Consider the following 15,473-nt stretch of genomic DNA (forward strand, 5'->3'; position numbering starts at 1 on the left):
GATAACGAAGAAACTGCCTCGAATCCCTTTCAGCCGATGTGGTGCTGCGGACGTGTGCCGCGGTCCGGAGGAAATTGATGTCCGAAGTGCGCAAATGCATGCGTCTTTGGCGAGGTAAAGCGAATTTGCCCATGCTCGCCGCTCGGTGGCTCAGTGTGTCGATGGCCTGCGTGGCGAGTTCGGCAACAGCCCTGGCGCAACCTCCCGCCTTTGCCCAGCTCGCCAGCATTCCGCCTGTTAGCCGGGCCGAAATGGCGGGCCGTTCCGTGACGTTCCCCGCGCGCGCCTTGCGCATGATCGTTCCATTCCCGGCTGGAGGCGTGGCCGACGCCGTCGCGCGGCTGCTGGCCGAGCGTCTCGCGGTGCGGCTTGGCGTGCCCGTCGAGGTCGACAACCGGCCCGGCTCGGCAGGCACGATGGCCGGCGATATGGTCGCCAAAGCCAATTCGGACGGACATACGCTGCTGTTTCACCAGGCCAATATGCTGATTCAGCCCGGTCTCGAACCGGTGCCGTACGACGTGATCCGCGACTTCACACCAGTGGCCCGCGTCGCGGCGACCCCGCTCTTTCTTGTGATCGACGGGCATCTGCCGATGACAACCGTGCAGCAATGGGTCACGGCGGTCCGTTCAAGCCCGGCGTCCTACAGCTACGGTTATGGCCAGCCCGGCAGCCCTTCGCATCTGTATGCCGAATATGCCGTGCGCGGTATTCCCAACAGCGTGCCGCTGGTCACCGCCAAGGGCGAAAGCGCTGTCGTGCAGGAAATGCTGGCGGGCCGCATCAGCGCCTGTTTCTGTTCGTGGAGCTCGGTCCAGTCCCATGTCCGCTCGGGCGCGCTGAAAATTCTCGGTGTGACGGGGCCGATGCGGTCGCCCGTGGTGCCCAGCGCGCCGACGCTGCAGGAATCGGGCATGGAGGGATATGGCGCCCTTGCCTGGTACGGCGTCATGGCCCCCGCCAAGACCCCGCGCGCCATCATTGCGCGACTGGCCAATGAGCTGGACAGTGTGACCAACGAACGAGATGTGCGCGCGCAGTTACTTGCGGCGGGGCTCTCGCCGGTGCGCGATTCCCCGGAAGCCTTTGCGACGGCGATTCGCTCGGAATCCGTGCAATGGCAGGTCATTCTGCGCCAGGCCGGGCCGCGCGCCGAACCCTGACTATCAGTGCGACCGGCGGTATGTCCGGCCTGGGACTCGCTGCAAGAGCAGATTGTTGTCGCCGGTGCAATGGTGAGATCACCACACGGGACGATAGCGGATAGGTGGTAGCCCTTATAATGGCCGTCCATCCAAATCCCGCCCCCCAAGTGACCGCTATCGTGCCGAATCCGTCTGGCCAGCTTTTTACCGGCCCGAATGTCGTCGAGCTTGCGGATGTAGATTTTGCATACGCGCCCGGCGATAAGCCCATTCTTAGCGGGCTTTCCATGCGTTTTCCGCGCGGGAAGGTAGTCGCGGTCATGGGTGGCTCGGGTTGCGGCAAGACCACCGTGATGCGCCTGATCGGCGGCATGGTGCGTCCGCAGCGCGGCAGCGTCACATTCAACGGCGCGGATATCGACGCGATGGGCCAGAAGGACCTCTATGCGGTCCGCCGCCAGATGGGCATGCTGTTCCAGTTCGGCGCGCTGTTCACCGATCTGTCGGTCTTCGACAATGTGGCGTTTCCGTTGCGCGAGCACACCGACCTGCCCGAATCGATGATTCGCGACCTGGTGCTGATGAAGCTCAACGCGGTGGGGCTGCGCGGCGCGCGCAACCTGATGCCCGCACAGATTTCGGGCGGCATGGCGCGGCGGGTCGCGCTGGCGCGGGCGATCGCGCTCGATCCCGCGCTGCTGATGTACGACGAACCATTCGCCGGACTCGATCCGATTTCGCTCGGTCTGACCGCGAAACTGATCCGCGATCTCAACGACGCGCTGGGCGCCACGACGATCATCGTCTCGCATGACGTGCAGGAGACGTTCCAGATCGCCGACTACGTCTATTTCATTGCAAACGGCGGAATTGCCGCCGCAGGCGCGCCCGAGGACCTGCGCGCGTCGAGCGATCCGTTCGTGCGGCAGTTCGTCCACGCGCAGGCCGATGGCCCGGTGCCGTTTCACTATGCCGCCCCGTCGCTGGCCGACGATTTTCTTGCCGGAGGCGCGCGTTGACCGGCTTCTTCACCACTATCGGCGCCGCCGTGCGCCAGTTCGTCGCGGGCCTGGGCCGCGCCACGCGCATGTTCTTCGCGCTGCTGGCGTTGTCGCCCGCATTGTTGCGCCGCTCCCGGCTGGTGTCCGACCAAGTGTTCTTCGTCGGCAACCTGTCGCTGGTGATCATCGCCGTGTCGGGGCTTTTCGTCGGTTTCGTGCTGGGTCTGCAAGGCTATTACACGCTGAACCGCTACGGCTCCGAACAGGCGCTCGGCCTATTGGTGGCGCTGTCGCTGGTGCGCGAGCTGGGACCGGTCGTTTCCGCGCTGCTGTTTGCGGGCCGCGCCGGCACGTCGCTAACTGCCGAAATCGGCCTGATGAAGGCGGGCGAACAACTCACCGCAATGGAAATGATGGCGGTCAATCCGCTGCAGCGCGTGATCGCGCCGCGCTTCTGGGCCGGCGTCATCGCCATGCCGATCCTGGCCGCCATCTTCAGCGCGGTCGGCGTGCTCGGTGGCTATCTGGTGGGCGTGCAACTGATCGGCGTGGACGCCGGCGCGTTCTGGTCGCAGATGCAGGGCGGCGTCGACGTGCGCGCCGATATCCTCAATGGCGTGATCAAGAGCTTCATTTTTGGCATCGCCGTGACGTTTATCGCTTTGTATCAAGGTTTTGAAGCCAACCCGACGCCGGAAGGCGTGTCGCGCGCCACCACTCGCACCGTGGTGATGGCTTCGCTCGCCGTGCTGGGGCTGGACTTCCTGCTGACCGCGCTGATGTTCAGCTGAGGCCGGCCTTACCGACAAGCATTCGACAAGAGACTCGCATGAAGAAAAATTCGCTCGACTACTGGGTGGGGCTGTTCGTGGTGTTGGGCTTTGCCGCGCTGCTGTTCCTGGCGCTGAAGGCTGGCAACATGAGCAGCTTCTCGTTCCAGGACACGTATGCCGTCACCGCGCAGTTCGACAATATTGGCGGACTGAAACCGCGCGCGCCCGTGAAGAGCGCCGGTGTGGTGGTCGGCCGCGTGGCATCGATCAATTTCGATGACAAGCAGTACTTGGCCACGGTGACGTTGAACCTGGAAAAGCGCTATCAGTTTCCCAAGGACACGTCGGCCAAGATCCTGACTTCGGGTTTGCTCGGCGAGCAGTACATCGGCCTGGAAGCCGGCGGCGACGACAAGATGCTGGCGCAGGGCAGCAAAATCACGATGACGCAATCGGCTGTCGTGCTGGAAAACCTGATCGGCCAGTTCCTCTATAACAAGGCGGCCGATGCGGGCGCCAGCGGCGGCGCGTCGTCTTCCCAATCTTCGTCTTCTTCTTCGTCGAATACGTCCGGTTCGGGGGCGGCCGCATTGCCGGCCGCGCCAGGCATGGGCGGCAACAAATGATTGCATTCTCTCGCTTGATCGCGGCGTCGGGGGCCGCGCTTGTCCTGGCCGGTTGCGCCACCGGACCGAACGCCAATCCGGCGGATCCGCTGGAGCCGTTCAACCGGGGTGTCTCGACGTTCAACGACAATCTCGATAAATACGCGCTGAAGCCGGTGGCCGAAGGCTATCAGGACTATGTGCCGTCGCCGGTGCGCACCGCGGTTGGCAACTTCTTCTCGAACGTCAGCGATGTTTACTCGGCCGCCAACAACCTGCTGCAGGGCAAGCCCTCGCGCGCGGCCGAGGATACGATGCGCGTGGCGATCAACAGCGTGCTCGGTATCGGCGGGCTGATCGACATTGCCACGCCCGCCGGCCTGCCGAAGTACAAGGAGGATTTCGGCCAGACGCTGGGCGTGTGGGGCATGCCGTCCGGACCGTACCTGGTCCTGCCGCTGTTCGGCCCCAGCAGCGTGCGCGATGCGTCGGGCATGGTAGTCGACCGCTTCATGGACCCGACCAGCTATATCTCGCCGTGGTACGCCGGTCTTTCGCTGTCCGCGGTCCGTGTCGTCGATGGTCGTGCGCAACTGCTTGGCGCGTCGAACCTGATCGAAGCGGCGGCGCTGGACAAGTACGCTTTCCTGCGCGATTCGTATCTCCAGCGTCGCCAGTACTTGATCCACGATGGCAATCCGCCGTCGCAGGACGATGACGACGCACCGCCGACCAAGGATCCGAAGGACGATGGCGCGGCGCCGCCGGCCGCGCCAAAAGCTGGCTGAGGCCCGTTGGGCAAGCTGGTCAAGGTCTTGCGGCGGCTGTGAGCGCGCTGTGAGGCCTGAAACAAAGTGTTTGAAAGTGGCGTTTGTTTCATCTCGGCATGCCACGTCATGCCGGCGCCTGTGTTTCAATGTTTTCCGATGCTGGCGCCGCGCCGCTGTATTGGATGGGCCAGATAGCGGGGCTTGCCTCGGACATCGCCCGGAATGGAAAAGGACATAACCGATATGCTTAAGCGACTGCTGCTTCCCTTTCTTACCGTTTTCGCCTTCGCGGGCGCCGCGCAGGCGCAGCAGGCCGACGCCACCTCGCCCGATGCGCTGGTGAAATCCGTGGTCAGCGATGTGATGGCCACCGTCAAGAGCGACAAGGACATGCAGGCCGGCAACGTCGGCAAGATCACCCAACTGGTTGAACAGAAGATCCTGCCGCACGCCAACTTCACCAAGACCACGCAGATCGCGATGGGTCGCAATTGGTCGAAGGCTTCGCCGGAACAACAGAAGGTCATCACCGACGAATTCAAGACGCTGCTGATCCGCACCTACGCCGGCGCGATTGCGCAGATCCGCGACCAGCAGGTGCAGTTCCGCCCATATCGCGGCACGGCTGACGATACCGATGCCACGATCCGCACGCAGGTGATCAACAAGGGCGAGCCGATTCAGCTCGACTACCGCCTGGAAAAGACCGCGCAAGGCTGGAAGGTCTATGACATCAACGTGCTGGGCGCGTGGCTGACCGAGGCGTACAAGGGCAGCTTCAATACGATCGCCACCCAGCAGGGCGTGGACGGCATCATCAAGACGCTGCAGGACCGCAATCGTCAGCTGGCCAACGCCAAGAGCTGATCGGCAAATTGGCCGGATGCCGATTGCACTGCAGCAAAGCGATCTGATCTGGTCTACAATGCCAACGCGCTCCCGCCATCGGGCGGGAGTTTTTATTTCCATCTCACGCACACCGCCTCCGTTCCCATGCCTGCCCTCGGCACCTCGCTGACCAACCGCAACGCCGCAGCCGTGCTGCGCGACGGGTTGTCGCGCGTGCAGCAGGGCGATGTCACGGTGGACTGCAGCGCGCTGACGCAGATCGATTCGGCGGCCGTGGCAGTCCTGCTGGCGTGGCAGCGTGCCGCGGCGCAACGCGGTCAAGCGCTGGCGCTTGCCGGCGTCACGCCGCAGTTGCGCTCGCTGGCGAGCCTCTACGGCGTGGAAGGCCTGCTCGGCCTGACGCCTGCCGCTGCCTACCCGGAATCCCACCACCACCGACATTGAACCGGCATCCGTCGCCGTGCGCTTTGCCTTTGCGCGCGGCCATGCGATGCCACGGCGTCGGGCCTGGCCCGCGCCGCGCGCCGGTCCGGAGCGGGACTTCCCCCGCATCCCCTATAATTCCGGGTTGTTCGTCCCCAAGTCGCCCCCAAGTGTCCTGACACGATTCGCCAGGTGCTGCGCGGCTAACCCCAAGGGCGCTCCCAACTCCAAGAGAGGCCGCTTTTTCACGCGGACCCGTCACAGACATTCGGCCATGAAAGCCATCGAAATTACCGATGTCCGCAAGCGCTACCGCAATCTGCAGGCGCTCAAGGGCGTCAGTTTCAGCGTCGAGCGGGGCGAATTCTTCGGCCTGCTCGGCCCCAACGGCGCCGGCAAGACCACGCTGATCTCGATCCTCGCGGGGCTGAACCGCGCCGATTCGGGCAGCATCAGCGTGCTCGGTCACGATGTGGTGGACGACTACCGCATGGCGCGCCGCATGCTGGGCGTGGTGCCGCAGGAACTGGTGTTCGATCCGTTCTTCACCGTGCGCGAGACGCTGCGCCTGCAGTCCGGCTATTTCGGCCTGACGCGCAATGACGACTGGATCGACGAGATCATGGCCAACCTCGATCTCACCAACAAGGCCGACAGCAACATGCGCCAGCTGTCCGGCGGCATGAAGCGTCGCGTGCTGGTGGCGCAGGCGCTGGTGCATCGTCCGCCGGTCATCGTGCTCGACGAGCCGACCGCCGGCGTCGATGTGGAACTGCGCCAGACGCTCTGGAAGTTCATCTCGCGCCTGAATCGCGAGGGGCACACGATCATCCTGACCACCCACTACCTGGAAGAAGCCGAGTCGCTGTGCGATCGCATCGCGATGCTCAAGTTCGGCGAAGTGGTGGCGCTGGACCGCACCAGCAGCCTGTTGAACCAGTTTGCCGGATTGCAGCTCGTGCTGACGCTGTCGCGCGGCGTCCTGCCCGCCGAACTGGAGGCGCTGCGCACCCCGAGCAGCCCCGGCGAGCGCGCGCACCGCCTGCGCCTGTCGGGCTACGAGGCGGTCGAGCCGATCCTGGCCGCCTTGCGCGCGGCCGGCTGCGAGATCGAGGACATGGAAATCAACAAGGCCGATCTTGAAGACGTGTTCGTGCAGATCATGCGTCGCGAAGGCCAGATGCCCGGCAGCATGCCGAACAGCGCCATGGAGGCAGCGGCATGAAGAACCCGGTGGATATCGAAGTGGCCCAGCAGCGCGAGCTCGAACAGCAACGCCTGCAATCGATGGCCGTGGGTGGCCTGGTCGGTTTCCGCACGCTGCTGTACAAGGAAGTCCTGCGTTTCTGGAAGGTGTCTTTCCAGACCGTGGCGGCGCCGGTGCTGACCGCCGTGCTGTACCTGCTGATCTTCGGCCATGTGCTGGAAGACCGCGTGCGCGTCTATGACCAGATCAGCTACACCGCGTTCCTGGTGCCGGGCCTGGTGATGATGAGCGTGCTGCAGAACGCTTTCGCCAACAGTTCGTCGTCGCTGATCCAGTCCAAGATCACGGGCAATCTGGTGTTTATCCTGTTGCCGCCGCTGTCGCACTGGGAGATGTTCGGCGCGTACGTGGTGGCGTCGGTGGTCCGCGGGCTGTGCGTGGGGCTTGGCGTGCTGCTGGTGACGGCGTGGTTTGCCCACCTGCATTTCGCGCATCCGTTGTGGATTCTCGTGTTCGGCGTGGCGGGCGCCTGCATCCTCGGCACGCTCGGGCTGATCGCCGGGATCTGGGCCGAGAAATTCGACCAGCTCGCCGCGTTCCAGAATTTCCTGATCATGCCGGCGACGTTCCTGTCCGGGGTGTTCTATTCGATCCATTCGCTTCCGCCGTTCTGGCAGGCCGTCTCGCACGCCAATCCGTTCTTCTACATGATCGACGGTTTCCGCTACGGCTTTTTCGGCGTATCCGACGTGCCGCCGCTGCACAGCCTGGCGGTGGTCGTCGTGGCCTTCGTGGTGCTGGCGGCGCTGGCGCTGCGGCTGCTGCGCAAGGGCTACAAGCTGCGGCACTGAGCGGCCGTAATCACCGATTTCAAGAGAGACAGACATGCTGCCTACCCCGGAACAAGTCAGGGACTACATTGCCCAAGGATTGCCCTGCGAACATCTGCAAGTGGAAGGCGACGGCCAGCACTTCTTCGCGACGATCGTCAGCGCGGAATTCGACGGCAAGCGCCTGATCCAGCGTCACCAGCGCGTGTATGCAGCCCTGGGCGACCGCATGCGCGCCGAGATCCATGCGTTGTCGATGAAGACATTGACGCCCGCCGAGTGGCAGGCCGACGCAGGCAAATAAGCGGTATCGCCGCATCACGACAATGACCGGCCGGGCGTGACCCGTCCGGCTAACAAGACAAGACATGGACAAATTCCAGATCCAGGGCAACGGGCCGCTCAAGGGCGAAATCCGCGTATCGGGCGCCAAGAACGCCGCTTTGCCCATCCTGTGCGCCGGCCTGCTGACTGCGGACACTGTGACCATCAGCAACGTGCCCGACCTGCAGGACACGCGGACCATGCTCAAGCTGCTGCGCCAGATGGGCATGCAGGCCGACATGGTCGACGGCGTAGCGACGCTGAACGGCGCGGACATCAACTCGCCGGAAGCGTCGTACGACCTGGTGAAGACCATGCGTGCGTCGATCCTGGTGCTGGGCCCGCTGGTGGCGCGCTTCGGTGAGGCGCGCGTGTCGCTACCCGGCGGCTGCGGCATCGGCGCGCGCCCGGTCGACCAGCACATCAAGGGCCTGCAGGCGATGGGCGCCGAGATCACGATCGAGCATGGCTTCATCCACGCGCGCGCCAGCCGCCTGAAGGGCGCCCGCGTGGTGACGGACATGATCACCGTGACCGGCACGGAAAACCTGCTGATGGCGGCCACGCTGGCCGACGGCGAGACCGTGCTCGAAAACGCCGCGCGCGAGCCCGAGGTCACCGACCTGGCCGAGCTGCTGGTGAAGATGGGCGCGAAGATCGACGGCATCGGCACGGATCGCCTGGTGGTGCAGGGCGTCGAACGTCTGCATGGCGCCGAGCACCGCGTGGTGGCCGACCGCATCGAAGCTGGCACGTTCCTGTGCGCGGCTGCCGCAACGCTCGGCGACATCGTGCTGCGCGACATCCCGCCGCTGATTCTCGATGCGGTGCTGATCAAGCTGCGCGAGGCCGGCGCCACGGTGGAAACCGGCGACGACTGGATCCGCCTGGCAATGCCCCGGCGAGCGCAATCGGTCAGCTTCCGCACGTCGGAGTACCCTGCATTCCCGACCGACATGCAGGCGCAGTTCATGACGCTGAACGCCGTGGCCGACGGCACTGCCCGCATCACCGAAACGATTTTCGAAAACCGTTTCATGCACGTGCAGGAACTGAACCGCCTGGGCGCCAATATCACGGCAGAGGGCAACACGGCCGTGGTGATCGGCGTGCCGCGGCTGTCCGGCGCCAATGTCATGGCCACAGACCTGCGCGCGTCGGCGAGCCTGGTGATCGCGGGCCTGGTGGCCGAAGGCGAAACCATGATCGAGCGCATCTATCACCTGGACCGCGGTTACGACCGCATGGAAGACAAGTTGTCGGCCGTCGGCGCCAAGATCCGCCGCATCAGCTAAGCCCGACACCGTCGCCCCGAATCCGCACAGAGCCATCTATGAGCCCCGCCTTCAATGCATCGCCCGACCAGCTGACGCTGGCGCTGTCCAAGGGCCGCATCTTTACCGAAACCATGCCGCTGCTGGCCGCCGCCGGCATCCATGTGACCGAGGATCCGGAGACCTCGCGCAAGCTGATTCTGCCGACGTCAGATCCGGCCGTGCGCGTGATCATCGTGCGCGCGTCCGACGTGCCGACCTACGTGCAATACGGCGCCGCCGATTTTGGCGTGGCCGGCAAGGATGTGCTGATGGAGCACGGCATGACGGGGCTGTATGCGCCGATCGACCTGAACATCGCGCGCTGCCGGATGTCGGTGGCCGTGCCCGCGGGTTTCGATTATGTGAATGCTGTGCGCCAGGGCGCGCGCCTGGCGGTGGCAACCAAGTACGTGCAAACCGCGCGTGAACATTTCGCCAAGAAGGGCGTGCACGTCGACCTGATCAAGCTGTACGGATCGATGGAACTGGGACCGCTGGTCGGCCTGTCCGACGCGATCGTCGATCTGGTCAGCACGGGCGGCACGTTGCGCGCCAACAATCTTGTCGAGGTGGAAGAAATCGCGCAGATCTCGTCGCGACTGGTGGTCAACCAGGCCGCGCTCAAGCTCAAGCGCGAGCGGCTGGCGCCAATTCTCGATGCATTTGAACGGGCCTCGGCGGCACTCGCCTGAGGTAGTCACACGAAAAGACCGGGGACCCGCGAGGAAACGTAGTCATGAACGAAACCGATATGGACAACCTGTCGATCCGCCGGCTGGACTCGGCCGAGCCGGGTTTTGCCGATGCGCTGCGTCAGGTGCTGGCCTTCGAGGCATCGGAAGACGAGGCGATCGATCGTGCCGCGGCCGATATCCTGGCCGACGTGCGCAAGCGCGGCGACGACGCCGTGCTGGAATACACGCGACGATTCGACCGCGTGGAGGCCGCCTCGATGGGCGCGCTGGAACTCACGCAGGCGCAGCTCGATGCCGCGCTCGAGGAGCTGGAGCCCAAGCGCCGCGCCGCGCTGGAAGCCGCTGCTGCGCGCGTGCGCGCTTATCACGAGAAGCAGAAGATCGAATGCGGCAGTCATAGCTGGGAATACACCGAGGCCGACGGCACGATGCTGGGCCAGAAGGTGACGCCGCTGGACCGCGTCGGCCTGTACGTGCCGGGCGGCAAGGCCGCGTATCCGTCTTCGGTGCTGATGAACGCGATCCCGGCGCGCGTGGCGGGCGTCAAGGAAGTGATCATGGTCGTGCCCACGCCCGGCGGCGTGCGTAACGAATTGGTGCTGGCCGCCGCGCAGATCGCCGGCGTCGATCGCGTGTTCACGATCGGCGGCGCGCAGGCGGTGGGTGCGCTGGCGTATGGCACGGCGACGCTGCCGCAAGTCGACAAGATCGTTGGTCCGGGCAATGCCTATGTGGCCGCCGCAAAGCGTCGCGTGTTCGGCACGGTCGGCATCGACATGATCGCCGGGCCGTCCGAGATCCTGGTGATCTGCGATGGCACGACCGACCCGGATTGGGTCGCGATGGACCTGTTCTCGCAAGCGGAGCACGACGAGCTGGCGCAGTCGATCCTGTTGTGCCCCGACGCGGGATATCTCGCCCGCGTGGAAGAAAGCATCCAGCGCCAGTTGCCTACGATGCCGCGCCGCGAAGTCATTGCGGCCTCGCTGTCCGGCCGCGGCGCGCTGATCAAGGTGCGCGACATGGACGAGGCTTGCGAGATCGCGAATGCGATCGCGCCCGAGCATCTCGAGATTTCCGCGGAAAATCCGCGCCAGTGGAGCGAGCGGATCCGCCACGCCGGTGCCATTTTCCTGGGTCGCTACACCAGCGAATCGCTGGGCGACTATTGCGCGGGCCCGAATCACGTTCTCCCGACGTCCCGCACCGCGCGTTTCTCGTCGCCGCTGGGCGTGTATGACTTCCAGAAGCGTTCGAGCCTGATTGAAGTCAGCGAGGGCGGCGCGCAGATGCTGGGCCAGATTGCCGCCGAACTGGCATATGGCGAAGGGCTGCAGGCCCATGCCCGCAGTGCCGAATACCGCTTCAAGCGTTAGGCGAACGTTTGATGTCGTCCGCCACCCGCGACGTCGGCGGGTAGCGGCGGCGCGTGCGGCTGTCATCGACGCGCCGCCGCGTCATCGAGTTGCATCTTGTATCGCGAAAACAGTAAGGACCATTCATGCCAGTCGTAGACCCATCTCTGATCGAACGCATCATCCGTGACGACGTACGCGCCATGGGCGCTTACCACGTGGCCGATTCGCATGGACTGGTGAAGCTCGACGCGATGGAGAATCCGTACCGGCTGCCTCCCGAACTGCGCGCGCAACTGGCCGCCCGGCTTGGCGAAGTCGCACTTAATCGTTATCCCGTTCCCAGCAGCGAGGCATTGCGCGCACGCCTGAAGTCGGTGATGCAGGTGCCCGCCGGGATGGATGTGCTGCTCGGTAACGGTTCGGACGAGATCATCAGCATCCTGGCGTTGGCTGCAGCGCGGCCCGGTGCGAAAGTGCTGGCGCCCGTGCCCGGTTTTGTCATGTACGCGATGTCGGCGCAATTTGCCGGCCTCGAATTCGTGGGTGTGCCGCTGAGCGTCGATTTTTCGCTCGACCGTGCGGCGATGCTGCAGGCGATGGCCGAGCACCAGCCCGCGATCATCTATCTGGCTTATCCGAACAATCCGACCGGCAACCTGTTCGACGCGGCCGACATGGAAGCGATCGTGCGCGCCGCGCAGGGCGAAGTCTGCCGCAGCCTGGTGGTAGTGGACGAGGCGTATCAGCCGTTCGCGCAGGAAAGCTGGATGCCGCGCCTGACCGAATTCGGAAATCTGCTGGTGATGCGCACGGTGTCCAAGCTGGGCCTGGCCGGTATTCGCCTCGGTTATGTGGCCGGCGCGCCCGAATGGCTGTCGCAACTCGACAAGGTGCGCCCGCCGTACAACGTCAACGTGCTGACCGAGGCAACCGCCTTGTTCGCGCTCGAGCATGTCGATGTGCTTGACGACCAGGCGGCGCAATTGCGCGCCGAGCGCTCCAGGCTGGCCGCGGCGATGGCCGCCGCACCGGGCGTAACGGTGTTTCCGAGCGCCGCGAATTTCCTGCTGGTACGCGTGCCGGATGCGGCACAGACGTTCGACCGTTTGCTGGCGCGGAAGGTATTGATCAAGAACGTGAGTAAAATGCACGCATTGCTGGCCAACTGTCTGCGCGTGACGGTCAGCACCCCCGAAGAAAACGCGCAGTTTCTTGAAGCCTTTAACGCTTCATTGCAGGATTAACCCCACCATGCGTGTTGCAGAGGTCACCCGCAATACTTCGGAAACGCAGATCCGCGTTTCGCTGAATCTCGACGGCACCGGTCGCCAGAAGCTGGCGTCCGGCGTGCCGTTCCTCGACCACATGCTGGACCAGATTGCCCGCCATGGCATGTTCGACCTCGAAGTCGAAGCCACCGGCGACACGCATATCGACGATCACCATACGGTGGAAGACGTCGGTATCACGTTGGGGCAGGCCGTGGCGCGCGCCATCGGCGACAAGAAAGGCATTACCCGCTACGGGCATAGCTACGTGCCGCTCGACGAATGCCTGTCGCGCGTCGTGATCGATTTTTCGGGCCGTCCGGGCCTGGAGTTTCACGTGCCTTTTACGCGCGCGCGCGTTGGCAGCTTCGATGTCGACCTGACGATCGAATTCTTCCGCGGCTTCGTCAATCATGCGGGTGTGACGCTCCATATCGACAATCTGCGTGGCATCAATGCCCATCATCAATGCGAAACGGTGTTCAAGGCCTTTGGCCGCGCGCTGCGCATGGCGGTGGAAATGGATCCGCGCGCGGGTAATCAGATTCCGTCGACCAAGGGGTCTCTCTGAGCGATACTCGTCCACACTGACCTGCGGCACCATTGCAGGCGAGCCGGCTGGTTGCGGCGACGCTCCTGACCACCGACACTCCCGCATCCGATGGATACGCTCAAGTCTTTCATCTCGCTGCTGGCGCTGATCAATCCGATCGGTGCCATTCCGTTCTTTATCAGTCTGACCACGCAGCAGACTGAAGACGAGAAACTGCGGACGATCAAGACTGCGTCCATCGCCGTGGCGATCGTGGTGGGATTGTCGGCATTGCTGGGGCAGCAGATCATCGAGTTCTTCAATATCTCGGTGGCGTCGCTGCAGGTGGGGGGCGGTCTCATCATGATCATGATGGCGATGAACATGCTGAACGCCCAGACTGGCCGCACCAAAGCCACGCCCGAGGAAGAGGACGAGGCCGAGGCAAAGACCAGCGTGGCGGTGGTGCCGCTGGCGCTGCCGTTGCTGACCGGGCCGGGGTCGATCAGTACGGTGATCGTCTATGCGGGAAAGACCCACCACTGGTATGAGCTGTTGATACTGGTGGGAATTGGGATGCTGCTGGGCCTGGTGGTGTACGGAACGTTCCGCGCGGCGGATCCCATCGCGCGGGTGATTGGCCGGACCGGGATCAATATCGGCACGCGTCTGATGGGACTGATCCTGTCGGCGCTGGCCGTCGAATTCATTGTTGACGGGCTGAAGACATTGTTGCCTGTTTTGAAATCATGACTACCATAGCAATTGTGGATTACGGCATGGGCAACCTGCGCTCGGTGGCGCAGGCGCTGCGCGCCGCGGCGCCGGAAGCGGACGTCCAGGTCGTAGACCGGCCGGAAGGCATTCGCGCGGCGGACCGCGTGGTGCTGCCGGGCCAGGGTGCGATGCCGGACTGCATGGGCGCGCTGGGCGAATCGGGGTTGCAGCAGGCTGTGCTGGAAGCCGCGGCAACCAAGCCGATGCTGGGTGTGTGCGTTGGCGAACAGATGTTGTTCGAGCGTAGCCGCGAAGCTCGCGCTGGTTCGGACGCCACGCCCGCCCTGGCGCTGCTGCCTGGCGAGGTGATCCGCTTCGAACTGGACGGGATGACGCAGCCCGATGGCTCGCGCTTCAAGGTGCCGCAGATGGGATGGAACCGCGTGCGCCAGGCGGTGGAGCATCCGCTGTGGAACGGCATTCCGGACGATAGTTGGTTTTATTTTGTGCACAGCTATTATGTGCATGCGCAGAACCGGGCCCATGTTGTCGGCGAAACCGATTATGGCGTCGTGTTTACCAGTGCGGTGGCACGCGATAATATTTTCGCCACGCAGTTCCACCCGGAGAAGAGCGCCAAGATGGGTTTGCAGCTATACCGGAATTTCGTGCACTGGAATCCGTAAAGCGTCCGAAGCACCTGTTACCAGAAGCGCCACAATGACTGTCCAGCGATTCCCTCAGAGCCACCGACCAGACTGCGCACTGCAAATCTGACACGAATGACCTGAACGCCGGCGCCTCGCGTCGGCATCGCTGCCTTTTTCTTTTTTACACAACCACCACGCTCGTTACGCTATGTTGCTCATTCCGGCCATCGACCTGAAGGACGGTCAGTGTGTACGCCTCAAACAAGGCGACATGGACCAGGCCACCGTCTTTTCCGAAGATCCCGCCGCCATGGCACGTCACTGGGTCGATCAGGGCGCGCGTCGCCTGCATCTGGTCGACCTGAACGGCGCATTCGTTGGCAAGCCGCGCAATGAGGCGGCCATCAAGTCGATCATCGCCGAAGTGGGCGACGAGATCCCCGTGCAGCTTGGCGGCGGCATCCGGGACCTGAACACGATCGAGCGCTGGCTCGACGACGGTTTGTCGTACGTGATCATCGGCACGGCCGCCGTCAAGAATCCGGGCTTCCTCAAGGATGCCTGCTCGGCGTTCGGCGGCCACATCATCGTTGGCCTCGACGCCAAGGACGGCAAGGTTGCCACCGACGGCTGGAGCAAGCTCACCGGCCACGAAGTGGCGGATCTGGCACGCAAGTACGAGGATTACGGCGTCGAAGCCATCATCTACACCGACATCGGACGCGACGGGATGCTCCAGGGCATCAACATCGATGCGACGGTGAAACTGGCCCAGTCGATGTCGATTCCGGTGATCGCCAGCGGCGGCTTGTCCAATCTGGCCGATATCGACCAGCTCTGCGCCGTGGAGCGCGAAGGTGTGGAAGGCGTGATTTGCGGCCGCGCAATTTATTCGGGCGACCTGAACTTCGCGGACGCCCAGGCGCGCGCGGACAAGCTGGGCGCCGAGTAACCGCCGGACGCCGCGCCATAACCAGCCGCACCCGGGCGGGAGGCGGCAGGCAAGG

General features: G+C 64.0%; 18 protein-coding genes. All 18 read left to right on the top strand.

The window, feature by feature from the left end:
• Positions 1-77 precede the first annotated feature (77 nt).
• The 18 genes from F7R19_RS13070 to hisA all read left to right on the top strand — a co-directional run bounded on the left by F7R19_RS13070 (position 78) and on the right by hisA (position 15,418).
• Entirely contained in the window at positions 78-1,166 is a 1,089-nt protein-coding gene (locus F7R19_RS13070; protein WP_061956479.1) for a Bug family tripartite tricarboxylate transporter substrate binding protein, read from the top strand.
• Positions 1,167-1,315: 149 nt separating this feature from the next.
• Positions 1,316-2,167 carry an ABC transporter ATP-binding protein gene (locus F7R19_RS13075; RefSeq protein WP_061956477.1) on the top strand — a complete coding sequence of 284 codons (852 nt, stop codon included), beginning with the start codon at positions 1,316-1,318 and terminating at the stop codon, positions 2,165-2,167.
• A complete protein-coding gene (mlaE, locus tag F7R19_RS13080; RefSeq protein WP_061956475.1) occupies positions 2,164-2,940 on the top strand; it encodes a lipid asymmetry maintenance ABC transporter permease subunit MlaE in 777 nt (258 codons plus the stop codon). The genes F7R19_RS13075 and mlaE overlap by 4 nt, the downstream gene beginning before the upstream one ends.
• Before the next feature lie 38 nt (positions 2,941-2,978).
• Complete coding sequence (mlaD, locus tag F7R19_RS13085) at positions 2,979-3,548, top strand: outer membrane lipid asymmetry maintenance protein MlaD (protein ID WP_061956473.1); 570 nt, start codon at positions 2,979-2,981, stop codon at positions 3,546-3,548.
• Positions 3,545-4,315: an MlaA family lipoprotein gene (locus F7R19_RS13090; RefSeq protein ID WP_061956471.1), complete on the top strand. Its 771-nt coding sequence runs from the start codon at positions 3,545-3,547 to the stop codon at positions 4,313-4,315. Before mlaD ends, F7R19_RS13090 begins: the two co-directional genes overlap by 4 nt.
• Before the next feature lie 225 nt (positions 4,316-4,540).
• A complete protein-coding gene (locus F7R19_RS13095; RefSeq protein ID WP_061956582.1) occupies positions 4,541-5,164 on the top strand; it encodes an MlaC/ttg2D family ABC transporter substrate-binding protein in 624 nt (207 codons plus the stop codon).
• A gap of 126 nt (positions 5,165-5,290) precedes the next feature.
• The gene (locus tag F7R19_RS13100) at positions 5,291-5,590 is read left to right on the top strand and encodes an STAS domain-containing protein (RefSeq protein ID WP_061956469.1); all 300 of its coding nucleotides are present in this window, start codon (positions 5,291-5,293) and stop codon (positions 5,588-5,590) included.
• 253 nt (positions 5,591-5,843) lie between these two features.
• Positions 5,844-6,794 (top strand): ABC transporter ATP-binding protein, encoded by a 951-nt coding sequence (locus F7R19_RS13105; RefSeq protein ID WP_061956467.1) that lies wholly within the window; start codon positions 5,844-5,846, stop codon positions 6,792-6,794.
• Positions 6,791-7,627, top strand: a complete 837-nt coding sequence (locus tag F7R19_RS13110) for an ABC transporter permease (RefSeq protein ID WP_150980925.1) — start codon at positions 6,791-6,793, stop codon at positions 7,625-7,627. The genes F7R19_RS13105 and F7R19_RS13110 overlap by 4 nt, the downstream gene beginning before the upstream one ends.
• Positions 7,628-7,661: 34 nt before the next feature.
• The gene (locus F7R19_RS13115) at positions 7,662-7,910 is read left to right on the top strand and encodes a BolA family protein (protein ID WP_061956463.1); all 249 of its coding nucleotides are present in this window, start codon (positions 7,662-7,664) and stop codon (positions 7,908-7,910) included.
• A 64-nt stretch (positions 7,911-7,974) separates the two neighbouring features.
• Entirely contained in the window at positions 7,975-9,225 is a 1,251-nt protein-coding gene (murA, locus tag F7R19_RS13120; RefSeq protein WP_061956461.1) for a UDP-N-acetylglucosamine 1-carboxyvinyltransferase, read from the top strand.
• Between the two features lie 38 nt (positions 9,226-9,263).
• Positions 9,264-9,938 (top strand): ATP phosphoribosyltransferase, encoded by a 675-nt coding sequence (gene hisG / locus F7R19_RS13125; RefSeq protein ID WP_061956459.1) that lies wholly within the window; start codon positions 9,264-9,266, stop codon positions 9,936-9,938.
• Positions 9,939-9,982: 44 nt separating this feature from the next.
• Complete coding sequence (hisD, locus tag F7R19_RS13130; protein ID WP_061956457.1) at positions 9,983-11,317, top strand: histidinol dehydrogenase; 1,335 nt, start codon at positions 9,983-9,985, stop codon at positions 11,315-11,317.
• A gap of 125 nt (positions 11,318-11,442) precedes the next feature.
• Positions 11,443-12,543, top strand: coding sequence for a histidinol-phosphate transaminase (hisC, locus tag F7R19_RS13135; protein ID WP_150980926.1), 1,101 nt, complete (start codon positions 11,443-11,445; stop codon positions 12,541-12,543).
• Positions 12,544-12,550: 7 nt separating this feature from the next.
• On the top strand, positions 12,551-13,138 hold the full coding sequence (hisB, locus tag F7R19_RS13140) for an imidazoleglycerol-phosphate dehydratase HisB (protein ID WP_061956453.1): 588 nt from the start codon (positions 12,551-12,553) through the stop codon (positions 13,136-13,138).
• Between the two features lie 90 nt (positions 13,139-13,228).
• On the top strand, positions 13,229-13,852 hold the full coding sequence (locus tag F7R19_RS13145) for a YchE family NAAT transporter (RefSeq protein WP_061956451.1): 624 nt from the start codon (positions 13,229-13,231) through the stop codon (positions 13,850-13,852).
• Entirely contained in the window at positions 13,849-14,502 is a 654-nt protein-coding gene (hisH, locus tag F7R19_RS13150) for an imidazole glycerol phosphate synthase subunit HisH (RefSeq protein WP_061956449.1), read from the top strand. Before F7R19_RS13145 ends, hisH begins: the two co-directional genes overlap by 4 nt.
• A 172-nt stretch (positions 14,503-14,674) precedes the next feature.
• Entirely contained in the window at positions 14,675-15,418 is a 744-nt protein-coding gene (gene hisA / locus F7R19_RS13155) for a 1-(5-phosphoribosyl)-5-[(5-phosphoribosylamino)methylideneamino]imidazole-4-carboxamide isomerase (protein WP_061956447.1), read from the top strand.
• Positions 15,419-15,473 lie beyond the last annotated feature (55 nt).

It is taken from the genome of Cupriavidus pauculus, from assembly GCF_008801835.1.
GTDB classification, from domain to species: Bacteria; Pseudomonadota; Gammaproteobacteria; order Burkholderiales; family Burkholderiaceae; genus Cupriavidus; species Cupriavidus pauculus.